Below are 17,208 nucleotides of genomic sequence, written 5' to 3'. Positions count from 1 at the left end.
TTTATAATAATTATAATAAATGAGGAGGATGTTATGAATTATAATTTATTTTTATCAGCATATAACTATGATGAATATTATGCTGAACAAATGCAACGTGCACAATATTATGGCAATGTTATGATTATATGTTTTATACTAGGGGGTATATTAATTACTTCAGGATTCATTTTTTCAAATAAGAACAGAAAAAAAAGTAATCCATATATTGGTAAAATACTTCTATATTTAGGTTTAATTTGTTTATTATATGGATTTATAAATATACTTGCAATTCCTATTATTGCATTTATTGTATATAAAATAGTTAAACTTACTCAAAGAAAAGAAGAAGATGAAGTAAGGGAAATTGTAAATAATATCAATAAGGAAATTAAAAACAATAATGTAAATAAAATAAAAGATGAATTTATTGTAAATAAGCAAAATAGAAATGATAAAGGCGAATTTATTGTAAATAAGCAATATAAAAATGATAAAAACTAATTTAAAATAAATTAAAAAAATCAAATAAACTTAATCAATTGCATTGTAATACACAATTAAAGAAATAAATTATTTTAATTAATATAAAAAAAGAGCAAATTTAAAAAATTTGCTCTTTTATAATTAATAAATAAAACTAAAATCACTTAATAATAAGCGTTTTCAGTGAATTTTCATATGGTGGAGATGGGGGGAATCGAACCCCCGTCCAAAACCAGCTAAATTAAACTTTCTCCGAGTGCAGTTTGTCTTAAAATTTAACCTAATACTATAAAACAAACAAAATTATATAAGGCGAGCCTTAATTAATACTATACATTGTCAAGACACCCAACATATAGGTCCCTGCGAAAGTGTGACAATCGTTATATTTCTTGCAGGTCAGAAATACACGACCGCGCTGCAACTAGGCAGCGAAAGATAATCTATTGTTATCGTTTATTTTTTAATTTGCTTATTTTAAAGATGTTAAGCTCATCTACTCGCTTATTTAACCTCACTAACCCTGTCGAAACCATTGCATCCCCGTTTATCTATAACTATTTTTAAGGTTTCTAGCTATATCACGTTTTGCATCTTTTTCTTTAAGACTTTCTCTTTTATCATAAAGCTTCTTACCTTTACAAACAGCGATATCCATTTTAACATAACTTTTACTAAAGTGCAAATTTAACGGGATTAAAGTATATCCATCTTTTGTAAGATAGTCCTTTATTTTCCTTATTTCCCTTTTATTTAAAAGCAGCCTTCGTTCCCTTAAAGGATCGACATTATTTCTGTTACCAAATTCATAAGGACTCACATGCATACCAATTATATATATTTCATTTCCTTTAGTAACATTTGCATAACTATCTTTTAAATTAACTTTACCGTTTCTTATTGATTTTACTTCCGTACCTTTAAGCTCAATGCCTGCTTCATATTTTTCTATAACAAAATATTCAAAATTTGCCTGTTTATTTCTGGCAATTATTTTTTTATCTTCTTTATTTTTATTTGCCCCCATATTCTACCTACATACCTATAATATTAAATAAAATTGCAAAATAATGTAATATTGTGCCTGCCAAAACAAATAAGTGCCAAATAGAATGCATATATTTATATTTAGTCAAACAATAAAATATTACACCAACAGTATACATCAATCCTCCTAAAATTAAAAGAACTAATGTTAAAAGTGAAACAGCTGCAACCAAAGGTTTAATTGCAAAAACAACAGCCCATCCCATAATTAAATATAAAACTAAAGATATTTTTTCAAATTTCTTTAAATTGATTGCATTTAAAACTATACCTACTATTGCACTTAACCATATAACAACAAATATATACCATCCAACACTTTCTCTTAATGTATATAAAGTAAAAGGTGTATAAGTACCGGCTATAAGTAAAAATATTGTACAATGGTCAAATACTCTAAAAATTTCTTTTACACGATGGTTCTGAAAAGAATGATATAAAGTAGATGCAAGATATAAAGAAAACATACTTATGCCGTAAATAATGCTTCCAATTACAGCCCACATATTAGCATACATTGCACTAAGAACGATTAAAACCGTACAGCCGGCAATGGCAAAAAACACGCCTACACCATGTGAAACAGAATTAAAAATTTCTTCCCCCAGTGTATATCTTTTTATAGTATCTTTTCTTTCTTCACTCATAAATTTTCCTCTTTTCAAATTAATTTTTTCTACTTGATAAATAAACTGCAAGATTTCTTAAGAAATCAGCACTTTCATCAAAATCCGAAAGACTTTCAAGAGCAATATTTAAAAGTTGTTCTACTTTTTCATATGATTTTTCTAACCCGTAAACATACGGATATGTCATTTTGTTTCTTTCCTCATCCATCCCAACATTTTTACCTAAAGTTTCACTATCAGATACTACATCTAATATATCATCAACAACTTGGAACATTAAACCTATAGAATCAGCATATTTCTTAAAAGATTCCATCTTTTCTTCATCTGCTCCTCCTATAATAGCTCCGCTTAATATGCAAGCTCTAAGAAGCGCACCTGTTTTATTATCATGAATAAAATTAAGAGTTTCTCCGTTTGGTTCTTTCCCTTCACTTATCATGTCCATAACCTGACCTGCAACCATTCCGTTTATACCTGCAGCATCAGCAATAACTTCCATTGCATCTACATATCTTGTTATATTTTTAGCCTTTTTACAATTTTTAATCATTGTTTCATATGCAAGATTTAATAGACTGTCTCCTGCAAGAAGAGCCATTGCCTCTCCGTATAAAACATGATTTGTCGGTTTTCCTCTTCTTAACTCATCATCATCCATACATGGTAAATCATCATGAATAAGAGAATATGTATGAATCATCTCTATTGCAGCCATTAAAGGATATGCTTCTTTTATATCTCCCCCAACAGCCTTACAAGATTCCATCAAAAGAATAGGTCTTATTCTTTTACCACCTACAAACAATGAATAATTAAAACTTTCAAATATTATTCCAGGTTTACCTTCTTTAACGGTATATTTATTTAATATATCTTCAACAAATAATTGTTTTTCTTTTAATTCTTTCTTTATATCCATGTTTAAGCCTCTTCAAAATTTTTTATAACAGCTTCACCGTCTTTTTCTGCTACAAATACTTTTACTTTCTTTTCTGCATCTAGAAGTTCTTCTTTTAACTCTTTTATTAAAATTCCGGCTTCATCATATAATTTAACACTATTATCAAGTGTAATCTTGGATTCTTCCATTAACTTACTTATTTCTTCAAGTCTTGATAATTTTTCTTCAAATGTTTTTTTATCACTCATTGTTTTCACCTTCAATACTGTTTATTGTAGAAATAAACTTACCGTCTTTCATCCTTATTTTTATAATATCGTTTATATTTGCTTCACTAACAGAAGTAATAACATTATTATCCTTTTCAACTATCGCAAAACCTCTATCTATAATACTTTCAACAGAAAGAGTTTTAATTAGTTTTTCTAAAGAATTTAATTTTTGTTTATTAAAACTAATTTTATTACCAAAAGACAAATCAATGGAATCTTTTAAATTATCAACATACTGTTCCATATTTTCAATATATGCATTTGGTCTTTTTATTACAGGTTTATTTATTACATTTTCTATTCTTTGTTTATAAGAATCAATTAAATTATTTAAACTGTTTGTAGTCTTTCTTTCATATTCATCAATTGTAAAAATAATATTATCCAACGGTTCACTTACAATTTCTCCTGCAACAGATGGTGTTGGAGCTCTAAAATCTGCGACAAAATCACATATAGTAAAATCAGTTTCATGTCCTACGGCAGAAACCACAGGAATTTTACTGTCATATACAGCTTGAGCAACTACTCTTTCATTAAAAGCCCAAAGTTCCTCAATACTTCCTCCACCTCTTCCTGTTATTATCACATCAGCAAGGTTAAGGCTATTTATATCGTATATCATTTGAGCAACGTCTTCTCCGCTTCCCTCACCTTGAACAAGTACAGGACAAACAATTATTTCAATATTCTTATTTCTTCTTTTTATAACGCTTATTATATCTCTTACGGCTGCACCCGTCTTGGATGTTACAACAGCTACTCTACTGATAAATCTAGGTATAGGCTTCTTAATGCTGTTATCAAAATATCCCTTTGCTTTTAACTCTTCAAGCAATTTATTATATTCTTCATATAATCTTCCTATACCCTTTTTTTTCATACTACGGACATATAATTGATAATTACCGTTCTTTTCAAAAACAGACACATTACCCTCTATTATAACTTTCATGCCATCTTTAGGCTCAAAATCCAGAGAATATGTGTCTGCTCGAAACATAACGCAATTTATTTTACCTTTATTATCTTTTATTGAAAAATATAAATGTCCGGAAGAATGTCTCTTATAATTTGAAACTTCCCCCTCTACTTTTAAATTAGACAATAATTCATCATAATCAAGTAAAGTCTTAATATATCTATTTACATCCGTGACGGTTAAAATTACATTATCTATCATTTTAATCCTCACTATACCCAAAACCATATCATCTGGTATTGGATACTATATTATAATATATTCATATACAAGTCAATAAATATTAACTAACTTTTTTATATACACTATTTAATAACCCGTTTACAAAACTTGCCTCTTTTTCATCTGAGTATGTATGAGCCAACCCAACAGCTTCATTTAAACCTACCAAAGCAGGAATATCATCATTATACATAATTTCAAAAACGCCAAGTCTCAAAACAGCTATTACATGATTTGAAAGTCTTTCAAACTTCCAACCTTTTAAATTTTCTTTTATTATTCCATCAATTTCATCAAGATTTTCTAATATACCTTTAATGGTCTTTTTTGCATACTCACCTTGAGTTCCTTTTAAACCATTATCTATAATCATTTGTTCATATCTTTCATTAAAATCATCATGGAAACTCATTTGAAAAATAATTTTATATACTAAATCTCTTGCTACGTCTCTTTTCAAAATTTAACCCCTTTAAAATATATTTAACATTCTAATCCTTCAATATATATATTAACTTGAATTACATTGTATCCTGTCATAGATTCAACAGATTGTTTAACTTTTTTCTTAACTTCATCTGTTAAATCAGGTATTATTGCTCCGTATTTTATAATTAAAGAAATATCAATAATAATTTTATTACCACTTATTATTGTTTTTACACCTTTTCCAACATTCTTTTTACCAAATATTTCTCCAATATCTATACCGCCATATAGACCGCTTATACCATCAACTTCTCTTGTAACAAGTCCTACTATTGAAGTTATCACATTATCACTTATATTTAACTCATCACCTTGTTCTAAGGTTTCTCTTAAAGTAATGTTTTCATCAATAATTTTGCTCATAATTGTACCTCCTTTTCGAGAAATAAACATATACATATTAGTAACTCAATTATAACATTATTTTATTTTATTTCAAATAATTAATGAAAATTTAAATATCCATAAAAATTGGTGTATTCAGAGGATTATATGAAAAATAAACAAGTATTATTCCAAGTAAAATAATGCTCATTATACTTATTAATTTTACTTTAACTTTATCATTTTGTTCATCAAGCAAAATTTTATAACTAAAACTTTGACTTATACCTACACAAATCAAAACTAAAATAAAATAAAAAATAGTATTCATTACACCAAACATATTTTTAAAAGTATAAAAAAACATTGGAATACTAAAAACAAGAATATATGTACTTATTGCTTTTGCAAGAAAAAAATTATCATTATACTGAATTTTACAAATCATTTCTATAATCATAAAAAACATATAAGAAAAATATACAACTTTCATTTGCTCCAACATACTATTATTTCCTGCACATATAAATTTAAAGAAATCAAACTCAGTAAGAAAATATAAATTTGATAATAAAAAAACAAATAAAGTAATAAAAATAATTCCAAATCGTTCAACTTTTATAAGTTTCATAACATTACCTCCCTTTTATACAAATAATATATAAAAAGATACATAAAAATAATGTCGTTTTAAAATAGAAATAAAACTTTATTATTGAAAATTTAATAATGTAGTATTAAAATAAAAACAACTTAGATCTGACAGGAGGGAAAATATGACTAACAAAAAAACATTAAATATTGTTCTTACTGGAGTAATGGCAGCGTTTATATATATTGCAACATATATAAATATAAGACTCCCAATTTCATTTACAGACGGCGGACTTATACATTTAGGAGGAGCAGTTCTTGTTATTGCAACTTTTCTTCTTATGCCTGTTGAAGCAGGACTTGCGGGAGCAATAGGTATGGGGCTTTTCGATTTATTAAGTCCTTATGCAGTATGGGCACCATTTACTTTCGTAATAAGACTTGTTCAAGGAATCGTTGTTTCTAAAATATTATTAAAAGGTGGAATTTCTAAAACAGTATTTGCAATGATAGCTTTTACCATAATAGGAATGGTCGGATATTATATGGCTGAAGCTTTTATTTATGGCAACTGGATTGCACCAATGGCGTCAATGCCAGGAGAATTTATTTCTGATATGGTAGCCGTTGTAATTGGCGTTCCTGTAGCAAAAATATTAATGAAATATAAAATAAGTTACAAATAAAAAAAGCACATATAATGTGCTTTTTTTATTTACATAATTATATAATATTAACTTTTATATTTTTAGTTAAATAATCCTTTAAAGAAATTTACTATTTTATCCCAAATACCAAGATCAGCAAATTGATTTGAAATATTTTTAAGTTCATCCATTACTCCGCTAAAATCAACATTTTCTAAACTTCTAACTAAATCAAGAAGTTGATCTAATTGTTCATCTGTAAGAGAAATGTTCATTCCGTCAGCAATATTTTTTATTTCTTCTTTTACTTGCTCATCATCCATATTTTTAAAATCATCTATAGATAATTTTAATTCATTTACAAGCTGAGAAGCATCTTCACTTCCAATATCATCAGATAATTCCCCTGTAGTAACAAGTTCTTCAGTAGCAGCTTCTTTTGCTTCTTCTGAAACTGTTTCGCCACTCATTTGTTCATATGCTTTATAAACTCCTGTTAATGCTGCAGTACCTGAAACTTCAAATGGCGCTGCAATAACAATTTTTGCATCTTTAATACCAACAGTTAAAAGTGCATTTTGATATATGTCTTCTGTTAGCCAGTTTATATTATGAAGTTCAATATCTAAACCAGCACCTTCATTTTGTGTTTCAATATAAATAGAAGATATACTGTTTGAACCTATTCTTGATGGATCAACATCCTCAAGATATTGTTTTTCATCATCATGAGTTACAGTAACTTCATCTACACTTCCTTCACTAACGCCAAAGTAATCATAAACTGTTTTTCTTTGGCTCTCATTTAAATCTCCTCCGATAGCAACCATCTGTTTACCAGATTCTATCGCGAAAACATTTGATAATGGTACCATTATCATCATAATTGATAAAACAATACTTAATATTTTTTTCATATTCTACTCCATTAAATTTTATTTCGATTTCAACATGATACCACAAGTTTCATGTTATTACCATGTTTTTAATAAAATTATAATAATTAAAATAATATAAAACTACTAAAATATTTTGGATGTAAAATATTTATTTTAAGTAAAAATTTAATTACCAGCTTATCTAGTATATTTCTCTAATGCATTTTTATAATACTCATAGGTATTATTATCAAAACAAACCATTATAACTTCTTCAATTGAATTGTTTTTCTTAAGAAAATTCAATATAGTCTTTATGGCAATGTCACTTGCTTCTTTTAATGGATAAGAATAAACACCAGTACTTATTGAAGGGAAAGCGATTGTCTTTATTTTATTTTCAACTGCAACTTTAAGAGAATTTTCATAAGCATTTTTAAGAAGTTCGCTTTCGTTGTTATTTCCTCCCCTATAAATTGGCCCAACAGTATGAATAACATATTTCGAAGGAAGATTATATCCTTTTGTTATCTTTGCCTCTCCTGTTCTACATCCATTAAGAGTCATACATTCTTCTAAAAGCTCCCTTCCTGCAGCTCTATGAATTGCACCGTCAACACCTCCCCCTCCAAGAAGAGAGGTGTTGGCAGCATTTACTATTGCGTCTGTTGTTTCTTTTGTAATATCCCCTATTTTAATGTTCAACTTTGACATTTTCTTCTCCGATTTCTTTAATATATTCATTTTCATATGCTTCTTTGGATTTGGCTTCATTTTCAAAAGATTTTATTCCTTTTTCTGCTTTTGTTTGAGATATCAAAGTACCCATTCCTCCAACACAACCTCCTGGACATCCCATTCCTTCAAGTAAATATCCGTCTCTCTTACCCATTTTCGCAAGAGTTAAAATCTTTTTACAACCGTTAAGTCCATCAGCTCTATCATTTGGCACTTCAAGTTCAGGATCAAATTTCTTAATTGCTCCTATAATAGCTTTGCTTACACCACCTGAATATCCATAACCTCTACCTGCTGCTGTTGCATCTTCCATATGTTCACCTTTTAAGTCACTTACTCTTATTCCTTTTGCTTCAAACATTCCATACACTTCTTCAAATGTTAATACATAATCTACATCGCTCTTTACGCTTCTTCTGTTAGCTTCCAATTTCTTTGCACTACAAGGTCCAATAAATACAATCTTTGAATCTGGATGCTTTTCTTTTATTATTCTTGCACATGCAACCATAGGTGTAAGAGCAGGTGAAACATAAGGAGCAATATCAGGATAATCTCTTTTTGCCATAACTGCCCATGAAGGACAACATGAAGTTGCAAGGAAAGGTTCTTTACCTGTTTTAACTTTTTCAATAAAATGCTTTGCTTCCGCAACAGCCCCCATATCAGCACCAAGAGCTACTTCAACAACATCATAAAAGCCTAGTTTAATTAGTGCTTCTTTTATTTTTTCGGGACTTGCATCACTTCCAAACTGTCCAACAAAAGCAGGAGCAATTTCTGCTATAACTTTTTTATTGTTTTGAATTGATTTTATTGTTTGATAAATCTCTGATTTATCACTTACTACACCAAAAGGACATGAAACAATACATTGCCCGCAAGAAACACATTTATCATAATCTATTTTTGCGTGACCTTCATTATCGCTTATATAAGCATTTACTCCACAAGCTGCTTTACAAGGTCTATCATATTTTACAATGGCATTATAAGGGCAGGCGGAAACACATTTACCACATCTAATACATTTATCTTTATTAATAACACTTTTACCATTTTCAAAATATATTGCATCAACAGGACAAACTTCACTACAAGGATGAGCATAACAGCCTCTACAATTATTTGTTACAAAAACTGTATTTTCTTCACACTTCATACAAGCATCAGTTACAACATTTACAAGAGGAAGATTTAATACGTTCTTTTCATTTTTTATATTCTCAATATCTTTTTCTTTATTATATGGATTACTTTCTGTTGTAGCATCAAGCCCAAAAGCAAGTCTTAATCTTTCCAAGATTAATAACGTTTCTCTATTTTTATCAGTTATTTTGTTATCTTCTTCCATGACAATTTTTTTTGCTAAATTTTCTAAATCAATATCTAAATTTTCATATGCTACTTTTGCAACTTCTTTAAAAACTTTTCTTCTAATATCAACGATAGGGGTAAATATTTCTTTCATTACATTTCTCCTTTTTTTCTTATTATAATTTATTTTTAACATTTATTACAAAATTAATAGAAAAAAATAAAAAAAAGAGATGAAATACATCTCTTTTAATTTTTAATAACCATAAGCGAAACCAGAACATTTTCTTCTTTTTTTTCTTTACCAAGTTTCATTTTTGTAAGATAAGTTTTGCTTCTTCTTTCATCTACCATAAAATATTCATTTACAACGCAAAGAACTTCTTTTTTTACCATTTCCAATTTGTCATTTGTTATATTCGTTCTTTCTTTCATTAGAATGTTTTGAAGTCTTTCTTTTGCTATATCTTTACTTTTATTTTCATCTGTTTTATACCTAAAAAAATCAAACATATCTCCTCCTAAAATCCAAGACTATGAACAAGCCTTTTTACCAAATTTTCTTTCTTTACAATATTTCTTATTGGTATTTCTTCCCCTGTTATTCTTCTTGCTATATCCATATACGCTTGTCCTGTTATTAAATCTTCTTTTCCCGCAACCGGCTCACCTCTATTTGAAGAAATAACAATTTCTTTTTCATCAGGAACAATTCCAATAAGTTCTATACCTAAAATATCCAAAATGTCATTTGTATCCATCATCTGACCTTTTTTCATCATATCTTCTTTTGCTCTATTAATTATTAATTTTGTATTTTCTATTCCATTTACATCAAGAAGGGATATTATTCTATCAGCATCTCTAACTGCAGAAACTTCGGGAGTGGTTACAACTATTGCATCTTTTGCACCGGCAACCGCATTTTGAAAACCTTGCTCTATTCCTGCAGGAGAATCAACTATTATGTAATCAAAAGTATTTTCAAGTTCTTTACAAATTTTTCTCATTTGAGTTGGTCTTATTGCAGTTTTATCCTTTGTTTGCGAAGCCGGAAGCAAGTATAATCCATCATAACGTTTATCTTTAATAAGCGCCTGTTTTAATCTACATCTGTTTTCAATTACATCAATAATAGTATAAACAATCCTGTTTTCAAGCCCCAATATTACATCTAAGTTTCTAAGTCCTATATCAGCATCTATAACAACAGTCTTTTTCCCCAGCTTACTTAAGGATACACCAATATTTGCAGTAGATGTAGTCTTTCCGACTCCTCCTTTTCCCGATGTAATAACCAAAGTTTTTCCCATTTTTATGTTCTTCCTCTTTTCGCTTTTTTTATAAATAATATCAATCTTATTTAAAATTTTTTGTCTTTATTTGTTAGTAAAATAAAAAAATCAATGTAACAAAAAATAATTATGAAAATATTATGAAAAAAGCAAATAAATTATATTTAAAACATTATTCAAAAAAAGATTTAATAAATTTAATTTTCAAATATAAAACTACATCAAAACTATAATAAAAGGCTTGCAATAAAACACATTTATTACTATAATAAAAACAATAGAATTTATATATCATAGTGTTAAAATAGAGGTGCAAATTTTATCAGTAATTTATTGGATATAGGTAAATATAAGTGAAAATAAATGAAAGGGAAATTTGCCGAGAATTGGCACTTTTTACCGGGTGTCTTTTCGGGCTTAATGTTAAGAGCATTAAGACTGTCATCGAGTTTGATGGAGTGCTATTCACTAATACTGATTTATTTACGTATTATGAGTCGCATTGTCGACTTTTATTTTTTATAACACTATAAAAAATATTTAGGAGGATTTTTATGGGAAAATACAATGTAGCTGTTGTTGGTGCAACAGGTGTTGTAGGACAAAAAATGATTGAAGTACTTGAAGAAAGCAAAATTGATGTTAATAACTTTTACCCTATGGCATCAATAAGATCAGCAGGAAAAAAAGTTAAATTTAACGGAAATGAATATACTGTTGAAGAATTAACAGAACATTCTTTTGACAAAGATATCGACTTTGCATTATTTTCAGCAGGCGGAGGAACAAGTTTAAAATATGCACCTATCGCAGCAAAAAACGGAGTTGTTGTAATTGATAACTCTTCAGCATGGAGAATGGATGATGAAGTACCTTTGGTTGTACCTGAAGTAAATCCAAAAGATGCTTTAAAAAACAAAGGGATAATCGCAAATCCAAACTGCTCAACTATCCAAGCAATGGTAGTTTTAAAACCTCTTCATGATGCGTATAAAATAAAAAGAGTAATTTATTCTACATATCAAGCAGTTGCAGGTTCTGGACTAAAAGGAATAAAAGATCTTGAAGAAGGAGTTAAAGGCGGTAAAAATGAATTTTACCCTGTTCAAATCGCATATAACTGTCTTCCTCATATTGATGAATTTACAGAAAACGGATATACAAAAGAAGAACTTAAAATGGTTAATGAAACACATAAAATTCTTGGTGACTACGATGTAAAAGTTACTGCAACAACAGTAAGAGTACCTGTTTTTGTAGGTCATAGCGAAAGCATCAACCTTGAATTTGAAAAACCTTTTGACCTTGAAGAGGCAAGAGAATTATTAAGAAAAGCTCCTGGCGTAATAGTAAAAGACGATATTTCAGTTCCAGAATACCCTACTGTACTTGATGCAGCAGGCGGAGATGAAGTTTACGTTGGAAGAATAAGAAGAGACTTTTCTGTTGAAAGCGGAATGAACTTATGGTGTGTAGGTGATAACATAAGAAAAGGTGCTGCATCTAATACAGTTCAAATCGCTGAATATTTAATTAAAGAAGATTTCTTTGGAAAGGAAAATAATTAATATGTCTATTTTTAAAGGTGTAAGTACTGCTTTAGTTACTCCATTTGATGAAAATAATAAAGTAAACTATAACGTACTTGAAGAACTTATTAACTCACAAATAGAAAATGGGATTAACGGTCTTGTAATTTGTGGCACAACAGGAGAATCTCCAACAGTTACCGATGAAGAAAAAGATCAAATTTTCAAAGTTTCAAATGAAGTTATAAACGGTAGAGTTCCTTTTATTGCAGGAACAGGAACAAACAATACAGAACATGTTCTTCATTTAACAGAAATGGCAGCAAAAAGAGGTGCTGATGCGGTTTTAATCAATAACCCTTATTACAATAAATCAAGTGATGAAGGAATTTATAAAAGTTATGAATATATAAGTGACAGAGTAGATGTACCTATTATTGTTTATAACGTTCCATCAAGAACAGGTAAAAATATATCTGCATCACTTGCTATTGAACTTACTAAAATAAAAAACGTAAAAGGTTTTAAAGAAGCAAGTGGAGACTTATCTCAAGTTGCAAGAATAATGAAAGATTTACCTGAAGATGTAGAATTATATTCAGGAAATGACGACCAAATCATGCCTGTTTTATCTCTTGGAGGAGATGGTGTAATTTCAACATGTTCAAACATTATTCCTAAAGAATGTGTAGCATTAACAGATGCATTCTTTAATGGAGATATAAAAACAGCAATTCAAAAACAACTTGATATCTTACCAATGTGCGATGCACTATTCTGTGAATGTAATCCAATCCCTGTAAAAACTGCCATGAAAATAATGGGACTTAATACAGGTGATATGAGACTTCCTTTAACAGAGCTAACAGGAAGTAAAAGAGATTTATTAGAAAAAACATTGAAAGAATATTCTTTAATCTAAGAGGCTAAATATGATAAAAGTTATGATAAGCGGCTTTAACGGAGCCATGGGACAAAATGTAAAAAACATAGTCGAAGGATATGAAGATATGCAAATCGTATGCGGATTTGATAAAAACATAAAAGGAAATGAAGAATATCCTATATATGATTCCTTTGATAAAATAAAAGAAGATATAGATATTGTAATAGATTTCTCTCATTTTAGTCTTGTTGACAGTTTAATAGACTTTTGTGTAAAAAACAATATTGCACTTGTATGTGCTACAACAGGTCTTGATGAAGATACAAACAAACATTTAGATGAAGCAAGCAAAACTATACCTGTATTTAAAACAGGAAACTTCTCTTATGGCATAAGTGTTGTAAGCAAAATGCTTGAACTTGGCGCTAAACTTCTTTGTGAAGATTTTGATACTGAAATAATAGAAAAACATCACAACAGAAAAGTAGATGCTCCAAGTGGAACAGCTTATATGCTTGCAGATGTAATAAAAGAAAATTCAAATAAAGAACTTGAATACAAATTTTCAAGATATGGTAAAGATGTTAAAAGAGAAAAAAGCGATCTTACAATACATGCTGTAAGAGGTGGTACTATTGTAGGAGAACATGAAGTAATCTTCGCAGGAGAAGATGAAATAATAGAAGTAAAACATACAGCATTATCAAGAAAAGTATTTGCAGTGGGAGCAGTTAAAGCAGGCAGATACATATATGATAAAGGAAATGGATATTTCCAAATGAATGATATAATTTAAGGAGAAAATAATGGATAACGCTAAATTAAAAGAACAATTTGACTTAACAAACCCTTATGAAATCGCTAAATACATTAAGGCTGCACAAAAAAGTACACCTATAAAACTTTATGTTAAAGGTGATTTAGTAGAAAATATGCTTGAAGGACTTGAATATTACGGAACACAAGGTTCTTATATTGTATTTGGAGAAAAAGAAGAAGTATTTGACTTTATTGACAGCAACAAAGATAGAATAACAAGCTATAGAATGGAATATGATAGAAGAAATTCAGCTATTCCTATGATGGATACAAATGAAGTTGAAGCAAGAATTGAACCAGGTGCAAACATCAGAGAAGGTGTACAAATTGGTAAAAATGCCGTTATAATGATGGGTGCTACAATAAACATCGGAGCTGTTATCGGCGAAGAATCTATGATTGATATGAATGCAGTTCTTGGTGCAAGAGCAACAGTAGGTAAAAGAAGCCACATTGGTGCTGGAGCAGTTCTAGCAGGAGTTTTAGAACCACCATCAGCAACACCTGTTATCGTTGGAGATGATTGTATGATAGGCGGAAACGTTGTAGTTTTAGAAGGTGTTAAAATTGGAAACGGAAGTGTCGTTGCAGCAGGAAGTGTTGTAACAGAAGATGTTCCTGAAGGCGTTGTAGTTGCAGGTGCACCTGCTAAAATCGTAAAACAAAAAGACGATAAAACAGAAGAAAAAACAGAACTTCTTGATGATCTTAGAGGTTAATAACTTAAAAATATAAGACGGATTTAATTCCGTCTTTTTTATTATCATCAGTTATATAAAACAAAAAAAGACCACATAATTGTGGTCTTTTAAAATTATAATCTAAACTATTTAAGTTCGATTTGTCCGCCAACTTCTTCGATTTTAGCTTTGATTTCTTCAGCTTCTTCTTTGCTAGCGCCTTCTTTGATAGCTTTTGGAGCGTTATCAACGATTTCTTTAGCTTCTTTAAGTCCTAAACCTGTTACTTCTCTAACAGCTTTAACAACTTTAAGTTTAGAATCACCAGCAGCTGTTAAGATTACATCAAATTCTGTTTGTTCTGCAGCACCACCAGCAGCACCAGCATCACCAGCAACTACTACTTGTGCAGCAGCAGCACTTACACCAAATTCTTCTTCTAAAGCACTAACTAATTCAGATAGTTCTAAAACTGACATAGATTTTACTTCTTCAATAATTTTATCAAATTTTTCACTCATTTTAATTTTCTCCTATTTATTTTTCTTATTTCTTTAGCTAGACAAAACTAAGCGCTTGCTTGTTCGTCTTCTTCCATTTTTTCTTTGATAGCATTGATAACACATGCAAAGTTTGAAATTGGAGCTTGTAAGCTTCCAAGCATTTTTGCAAGTAATGCTTCTCTTGATGGTAATGTTGCGATTTTTTGTAATTCTTCTAATTTAGCTACACTACCTTCGATCACACCGCCTTTAATTGTTAAGCATTCTAAAGCATTGTCTTTAGCAAATTCGCTAACAACTTTTGCTGGTGCAACAACATCTTCGTCACAAAAAGCAACTGCTGTACTTCCTTTTAATACGTCAACAAGTTCATCATATCCACATTCTTTTGCAGCAAATCTAAGGAATGTATTTTTGTAAATTTTGTAATCTACGTTTAATTCTCTTGCTTTTGCTCTGAATGCAGTATCTTGTTCAACATTAATACCTTTATAATCTACTAAAACGAAAGCTTCTGCATTTTTCATTTTTTCAACTATTTCGGCAACAATGGCTTTTTTGCTTTCTAAAATAGCTTCTGATGACACGACATTTCCTCCTATTCATAAAAAATACTCTTTCCGCAAGTTAAGAAAGAGTATTTGATAACTCCACTTCTTAACCTCGGCAGGATTGTTACGGATTATATCCCCCTGCTGTCTGCGGTATATATTAAAAGGTTAAAACCCTTTAATTATCGTGAATAATTAATATTCAATTTTTAGCTAATATATTATACTATATTAATTAGAATTTTGCAACAGAAAGTTTTACTCCAGGAGACATTGTGCTTGATAAAGTAACACTTCTGAAATATTGTCCTTTTGCTGCAGCAGGTTTTGCTTTCTTGATAGCATCGATTAAAACATTGAAGTTTTCTTCGATTTGTTCTTCACCAAAGCTTGCTTTACCAATAGCAACGTGAATAATGTTTGATTTATCAAGTCTGTATTCAACTTTACCTGCTTTAATTTCATTTACAGCTTTATCAACATCAAATGTAACAGTTCCAGATTTTGGGTTAGGCATTAAACCTTTAGGTCCAAGAACTCTACCTAATCTACCAACAACACCCATCATATCAGGTGTAGCTACAACTGCATCAAATTCGAACCAGCCTTCTTTTTGAATTTTGTCCAAATATTCTTCTGCTCCAACATAATCAGCACCAGCAGCTTTAGCAGCTTCAGCTTTTTCACCTTTAGCAAATACTAAAACTCTAACTGTTTTTCCTGTTCCGTGAGGAAGAACAATAGCACCACGAACTTGTTGGTCAGCATGTCTTGAGTCAACACCAAGTTTAACATGAAGTTCAATTGTTTCATCAAATTTAGCTGTTGCCATTTTTTTAACTAATGCTACAGCTTCATTTACATCATATAATTTACCTTGTTCAATCATTTCTTTTTTTGCAAGATAATTTTTACCTTTTTTCATTAATATATATCCTCCTGTGTGGTTACAATTTAAATACTTATTTACCTCTCCCACATATATACGAGATAAATAACCAGTTATTATTCTTCTACAGTAATACCCATACTTCTTGCTGTACCTTCGATCATGCTCATAGCAGTATCGATATTAGCAGCATTTAAGTCAGGCATTTTCATTTCAGCAATTTCTTTAATTTGATCTTTAGTAATTTTACCTACTTTGTTTTTGTTAGGTTCTCCACTACCTTTTTGTAGGTTGATAGCTCTTTTAATTAATACTGGAGCTGGTGGAGTTTTTGTAATAAATGTATATGAACGGTCTTGATATACACTGATTACAACCGGAATTATAAGACCGGCTTGTGATTCTGTTTTTGCGTTAAATGCTTTACAAAAGTCCATGATATTTACACCATGTTGACCAAGTGCAGGACCAACTGGTGGTGCTGGTGTAGCTTTTCCAGCAGGAATTTGTAATTTTATCATTCCAACAATTTTCTTTGCCATTTT

The 17,208-nt window shown here is 29.8% G+C and carries 23 protein-coding genes, 1 other RNA gene, 1 riboswitch and 1 other annotated feature; of the genes, 6 read left to right on the top strand and 18 right to left on the bottom strand.

Translation table 11 applies throughout. From position 1 onward, the window contains the following. Nucleotides 1-33 precede the first annotated feature (33 nt). Nucleotides 34-486: a hypothetical protein gene (locus V2W16_RS09860; RefSeq protein ID WP_329385237.1), complete on the top strand. Its 453-nt coding sequence runs from the start codon at nucleotides 34-36 to the stop codon at nucleotides 484-486. 178 nt (nucleotides 487-664) lie between these two features. Here the strand turns inward: V2W16_RS09860 and ssrA are convergent. From ssrA to V2W16_RS09815, 9 genes are all read right to left on the bottom strand, one after another. Further along, nucleotides 665-1,013, bottom strand: a transfer-messenger RNA (tmRNA) gene (gene ssrA / locus V2W16_RS09855). Between the two features lie 2 nt (nucleotides 1,014-1,015). Then, the gene (gene smpB / locus V2W16_RS09850; protein WP_138269704.1) at nucleotides 1,016-1,495 is read right to left on the bottom strand and encodes an SsrA-binding protein SmpB; all 480 of its coding nucleotides are present in this window, start codon (nucleotides 1,493-1,495) and stop codon (nucleotides 1,016-1,018) included. Between the two features lie 7 nt (nucleotides 1,496-1,502). Then, a complete protein-coding gene (gene trhA, locus V2W16_RS09845) occupies nucleotides 1,503-2,162 on the bottom strand; it encodes a PAQR family membrane homeostasis protein TrhA (protein WP_329385233.1) in 660 nt (219 codons plus the stop codon). A gap of 19 nt (nucleotides 2,163-2,181) precedes the next feature. Beyond that, nucleotides 2,182-3,066 carry a polyprenyl synthetase family protein gene (locus V2W16_RS09840; protein ID WP_329385230.1) on the bottom strand — a complete coding sequence of 295 codons (885 nt, stop codon included), beginning with the start codon at nucleotides 3,064-3,066 and terminating at the stop codon, nucleotides 2,182-2,184. Between the two features lie 2 nt (nucleotides 3,067-3,068). Next, nucleotides 3,069-3,296 (bottom strand): exodeoxyribonuclease VII small subunit, encoded by a 228-nt coding sequence (gene xseB, locus V2W16_RS09835; RefSeq protein WP_253229943.1) that lies wholly within the window; start codon nucleotides 3,294-3,296, stop codon nucleotides 3,069-3,071. Further along, entirely contained in the window at nucleotides 3,289-4,503 is a 1,215-nt protein-coding gene (gene xseA / locus V2W16_RS09830) for an exodeoxyribonuclease VII large subunit (RefSeq protein WP_329385226.1), read from the bottom strand. The genes xseB and xseA overlap by 8 nt, the downstream gene beginning before the upstream one ends. 82 nt (nucleotides 4,504-4,585) lie before the next feature. Continuing rightward, on the bottom strand, nucleotides 4,586-4,984 hold the full coding sequence (nusB, locus tag V2W16_RS09825; RefSeq protein ID WP_329385222.1) for a transcription antitermination factor NusB: 399 nt from the start codon (nucleotides 4,982-4,984) through the stop codon (nucleotides 4,586-4,588). Between the two features lie 23 nt (nucleotides 4,985-5,007). Next, on the bottom strand, nucleotides 5,008-5,376 hold the full coding sequence (locus tag V2W16_RS09820) for an Asp23/Gls24 family envelope stress response protein (RefSeq protein WP_329385219.1): 369 nt from the start codon (nucleotides 5,374-5,376) through the stop codon (nucleotides 5,008-5,010). A gap of 91 nt (nucleotides 5,377-5,467) precedes the next feature. Further along, on the bottom strand, nucleotides 5,468-5,968 hold the full coding sequence (locus tag V2W16_RS09815; RefSeq protein ID WP_253229947.1) for a DUF6512 family protein: 501 nt from the start codon (nucleotides 5,966-5,968) through the stop codon (nucleotides 5,468-5,470). A 145-nt stretch (nucleotides 5,969-6,113) separates the two neighbouring features. Here V2W16_RS09815 and V2W16_RS09810 point away from each other — a divergent pair, with 145 nt between their 5' ends. Beyond that, nucleotides 6,114-6,617, top strand: coding sequence for an ECF transporter S component (locus V2W16_RS09810; RefSeq protein ID WP_138269436.1), 504 nt, complete (start codon nucleotides 6,114-6,116; stop codon nucleotides 6,615-6,617). Nucleotides 6,618-6,679: 62 nt separating this feature from the next. Here the strand turns inward: V2W16_RS09810 and V2W16_RS09805 are convergent, their stop codons facing one another. From V2W16_RS09805 to minD, 5 genes are all read right to left on the bottom strand, one after another. Then, nucleotides 6,680-7,495, bottom strand: a complete 816-nt coding sequence (locus V2W16_RS09805) for a DUF1002 domain-containing protein (protein ID WP_138269435.1) — start codon at nucleotides 7,493-7,495, stop codon at nucleotides 6,680-6,682. Nucleotides 7,496-7,654: 159 nt separating this feature from the next. Next, on the bottom strand, nucleotides 7,655-8,170 hold the full coding sequence (locus V2W16_RS09800; protein ID WP_329385212.1) for an O-acetyl-ADP-ribose deacetylase: 516 nt from the start codon (nucleotides 8,168-8,170) through the stop codon (nucleotides 7,655-7,657). Continuing rightward, a complete protein-coding gene (locus V2W16_RS09795) occupies nucleotides 8,151-9,665 on the bottom strand; it encodes a 4Fe-4S dicluster domain-containing protein (RefSeq protein WP_329385209.1) in 1,515 nt (504 codons plus the stop codon). Before V2W16_RS09795 ends, V2W16_RS09800 begins: the two co-directional genes overlap by 20 nt. A 95-nt stretch (nucleotides 9,666-9,760) precedes the next feature. After that, the gene (locus V2W16_RS09790; RefSeq protein WP_329385206.1) at nucleotides 9,761-10,024 is read right to left on the bottom strand and encodes a cell division topological specificity factor MinE; all 264 of its coding nucleotides are present in this window, start codon (nucleotides 10,022-10,024) and stop codon (nucleotides 9,761-9,763) included. An 8-nt stretch (nucleotides 10,025-10,032) separates the two neighbouring features. Further along, entirely contained in the window at nucleotides 10,033-10,824 is a 792-nt protein-coding gene (gene minD / locus V2W16_RS09785; RefSeq protein WP_138269430.1) for a septum site-determining protein MinD, read from the bottom strand. A 279-nt stretch (nucleotides 10,825-11,103) separates the two neighbouring features. Continuing rightward, a riboswitch (Lysine riboswitch) is annotated at nucleotides 11,104-11,278 on the top strand. A gap of 82 nt (nucleotides 11,279-11,360) precedes the next feature. Here minD and V2W16_RS09780 point away from each other — a divergent pair. Genes V2W16_RS09780 through dapD form a run of 4 tightly spaced genes read left to right on the top strand, consistent with a single transcriptional unit; the run spans nucleotide 11,361 to nucleotide 14,759 of the window. Further along, nucleotides 11,361-12,374: an aspartate-semialdehyde dehydrogenase gene (locus V2W16_RS09780; protein ID WP_329385203.1), complete on the top strand. Its 1,014-nt coding sequence runs from the start codon at nucleotides 11,361-11,363 to the stop codon at nucleotides 12,372-12,374. Between the two features lies 1 nt (nucleotide 12,375). Continuing rightward, complete coding sequence (gene dapA / locus V2W16_RS09775) at nucleotides 12,376-13,257, top strand: 4-hydroxy-tetrahydrodipicolinate synthase (RefSeq protein ID WP_329385199.1); 882 nt, start codon at nucleotides 12,376-12,378, stop codon at nucleotides 13,255-13,257. A 10-nt stretch (nucleotides 13,258-13,267) separates the two neighbouring features. Beyond that, nucleotides 13,268-14,017, top strand: a complete 750-nt coding sequence (gene dapB / locus V2W16_RS09770; RefSeq protein ID WP_329385196.1) for a 4-hydroxy-tetrahydrodipicolinate reductase — start codon at nucleotides 13,268-13,270, stop codon at nucleotides 14,015-14,017. A gap of 10 nt (nucleotides 14,018-14,027) precedes the next feature. Further along, on the top strand, nucleotides 14,028-14,759 hold the full coding sequence (dapD, locus tag V2W16_RS09765; RefSeq protein ID WP_138269426.1) for a 2,3,4,5-tetrahydropyridine-2,6-dicarboxylate N-acetyltransferase: 732 nt from the start codon (nucleotides 14,028-14,030) through the stop codon (nucleotides 14,757-14,759). Between the two features lie 107 nt (nucleotides 14,760-14,866). Here the strand turns inward: dapD and rplL are convergent, their stop codons facing one another. The 4 genes from rplL to rplK form a co-directional block, all read right to left on the bottom strand. Next, nucleotides 14,867-15,241, bottom strand: a complete 375-nt coding sequence (rplL, locus tag V2W16_RS09760) for a 50S ribosomal protein L7/L12 (RefSeq protein ID WP_138269425.1) — start codon at nucleotides 15,239-15,241, stop codon at nucleotides 14,867-14,869. Nucleotides 15,242-15,288: 47 nt separating this feature from the next. Further along, nucleotides 15,289-15,810, bottom strand: coding sequence for a 50S ribosomal protein L10 (gene rplJ / locus V2W16_RS09755; RefSeq protein WP_329385191.1), 522 nt, complete (start codon nucleotides 15,808-15,810; stop codon nucleotides 15,289-15,291). An 11-nt stretch (nucleotides 15,811-15,821) separates the two neighbouring features. Further along, nucleotides 15,822-15,946, bottom strand: a sequence feature (ribosomal protein L10 leader region). 63 nt (nucleotides 15,947-16,009) lie between these two features. Continuing rightward, nucleotides 16,010-16,699, bottom strand: coding sequence for a 50S ribosomal protein L1 (gene rplA / locus V2W16_RS09750; RefSeq protein ID WP_138269423.1), 690 nt, complete (start codon nucleotides 16,697-16,699; stop codon nucleotides 16,010-16,012). 80 nt (nucleotides 16,700-16,779) lie between these two features. Beyond that, on the bottom strand, nucleotides 16,780-17,205 hold the full coding sequence (gene rplK, locus V2W16_RS09745; protein ID WP_138269422.1) for a 50S ribosomal protein L11: 426 nt from the start codon (nucleotides 17,203-17,205) through the stop codon (nucleotides 16,780-16,782). Nucleotides 17,206-17,208 lie beyond the last annotated feature (3 nt).

Source organism: Anaerofustis butyriciformans (assembly GCF_036289385.1).
GTDB lineage: Bacteria > Bacillota > Clostridia > Eubacteriales > Anaerofustaceae > Anaerofustis > Anaerofustis butyriciformans.
This window is presented reverse-complemented; position numbering and strand designations above follow the sequence as displayed.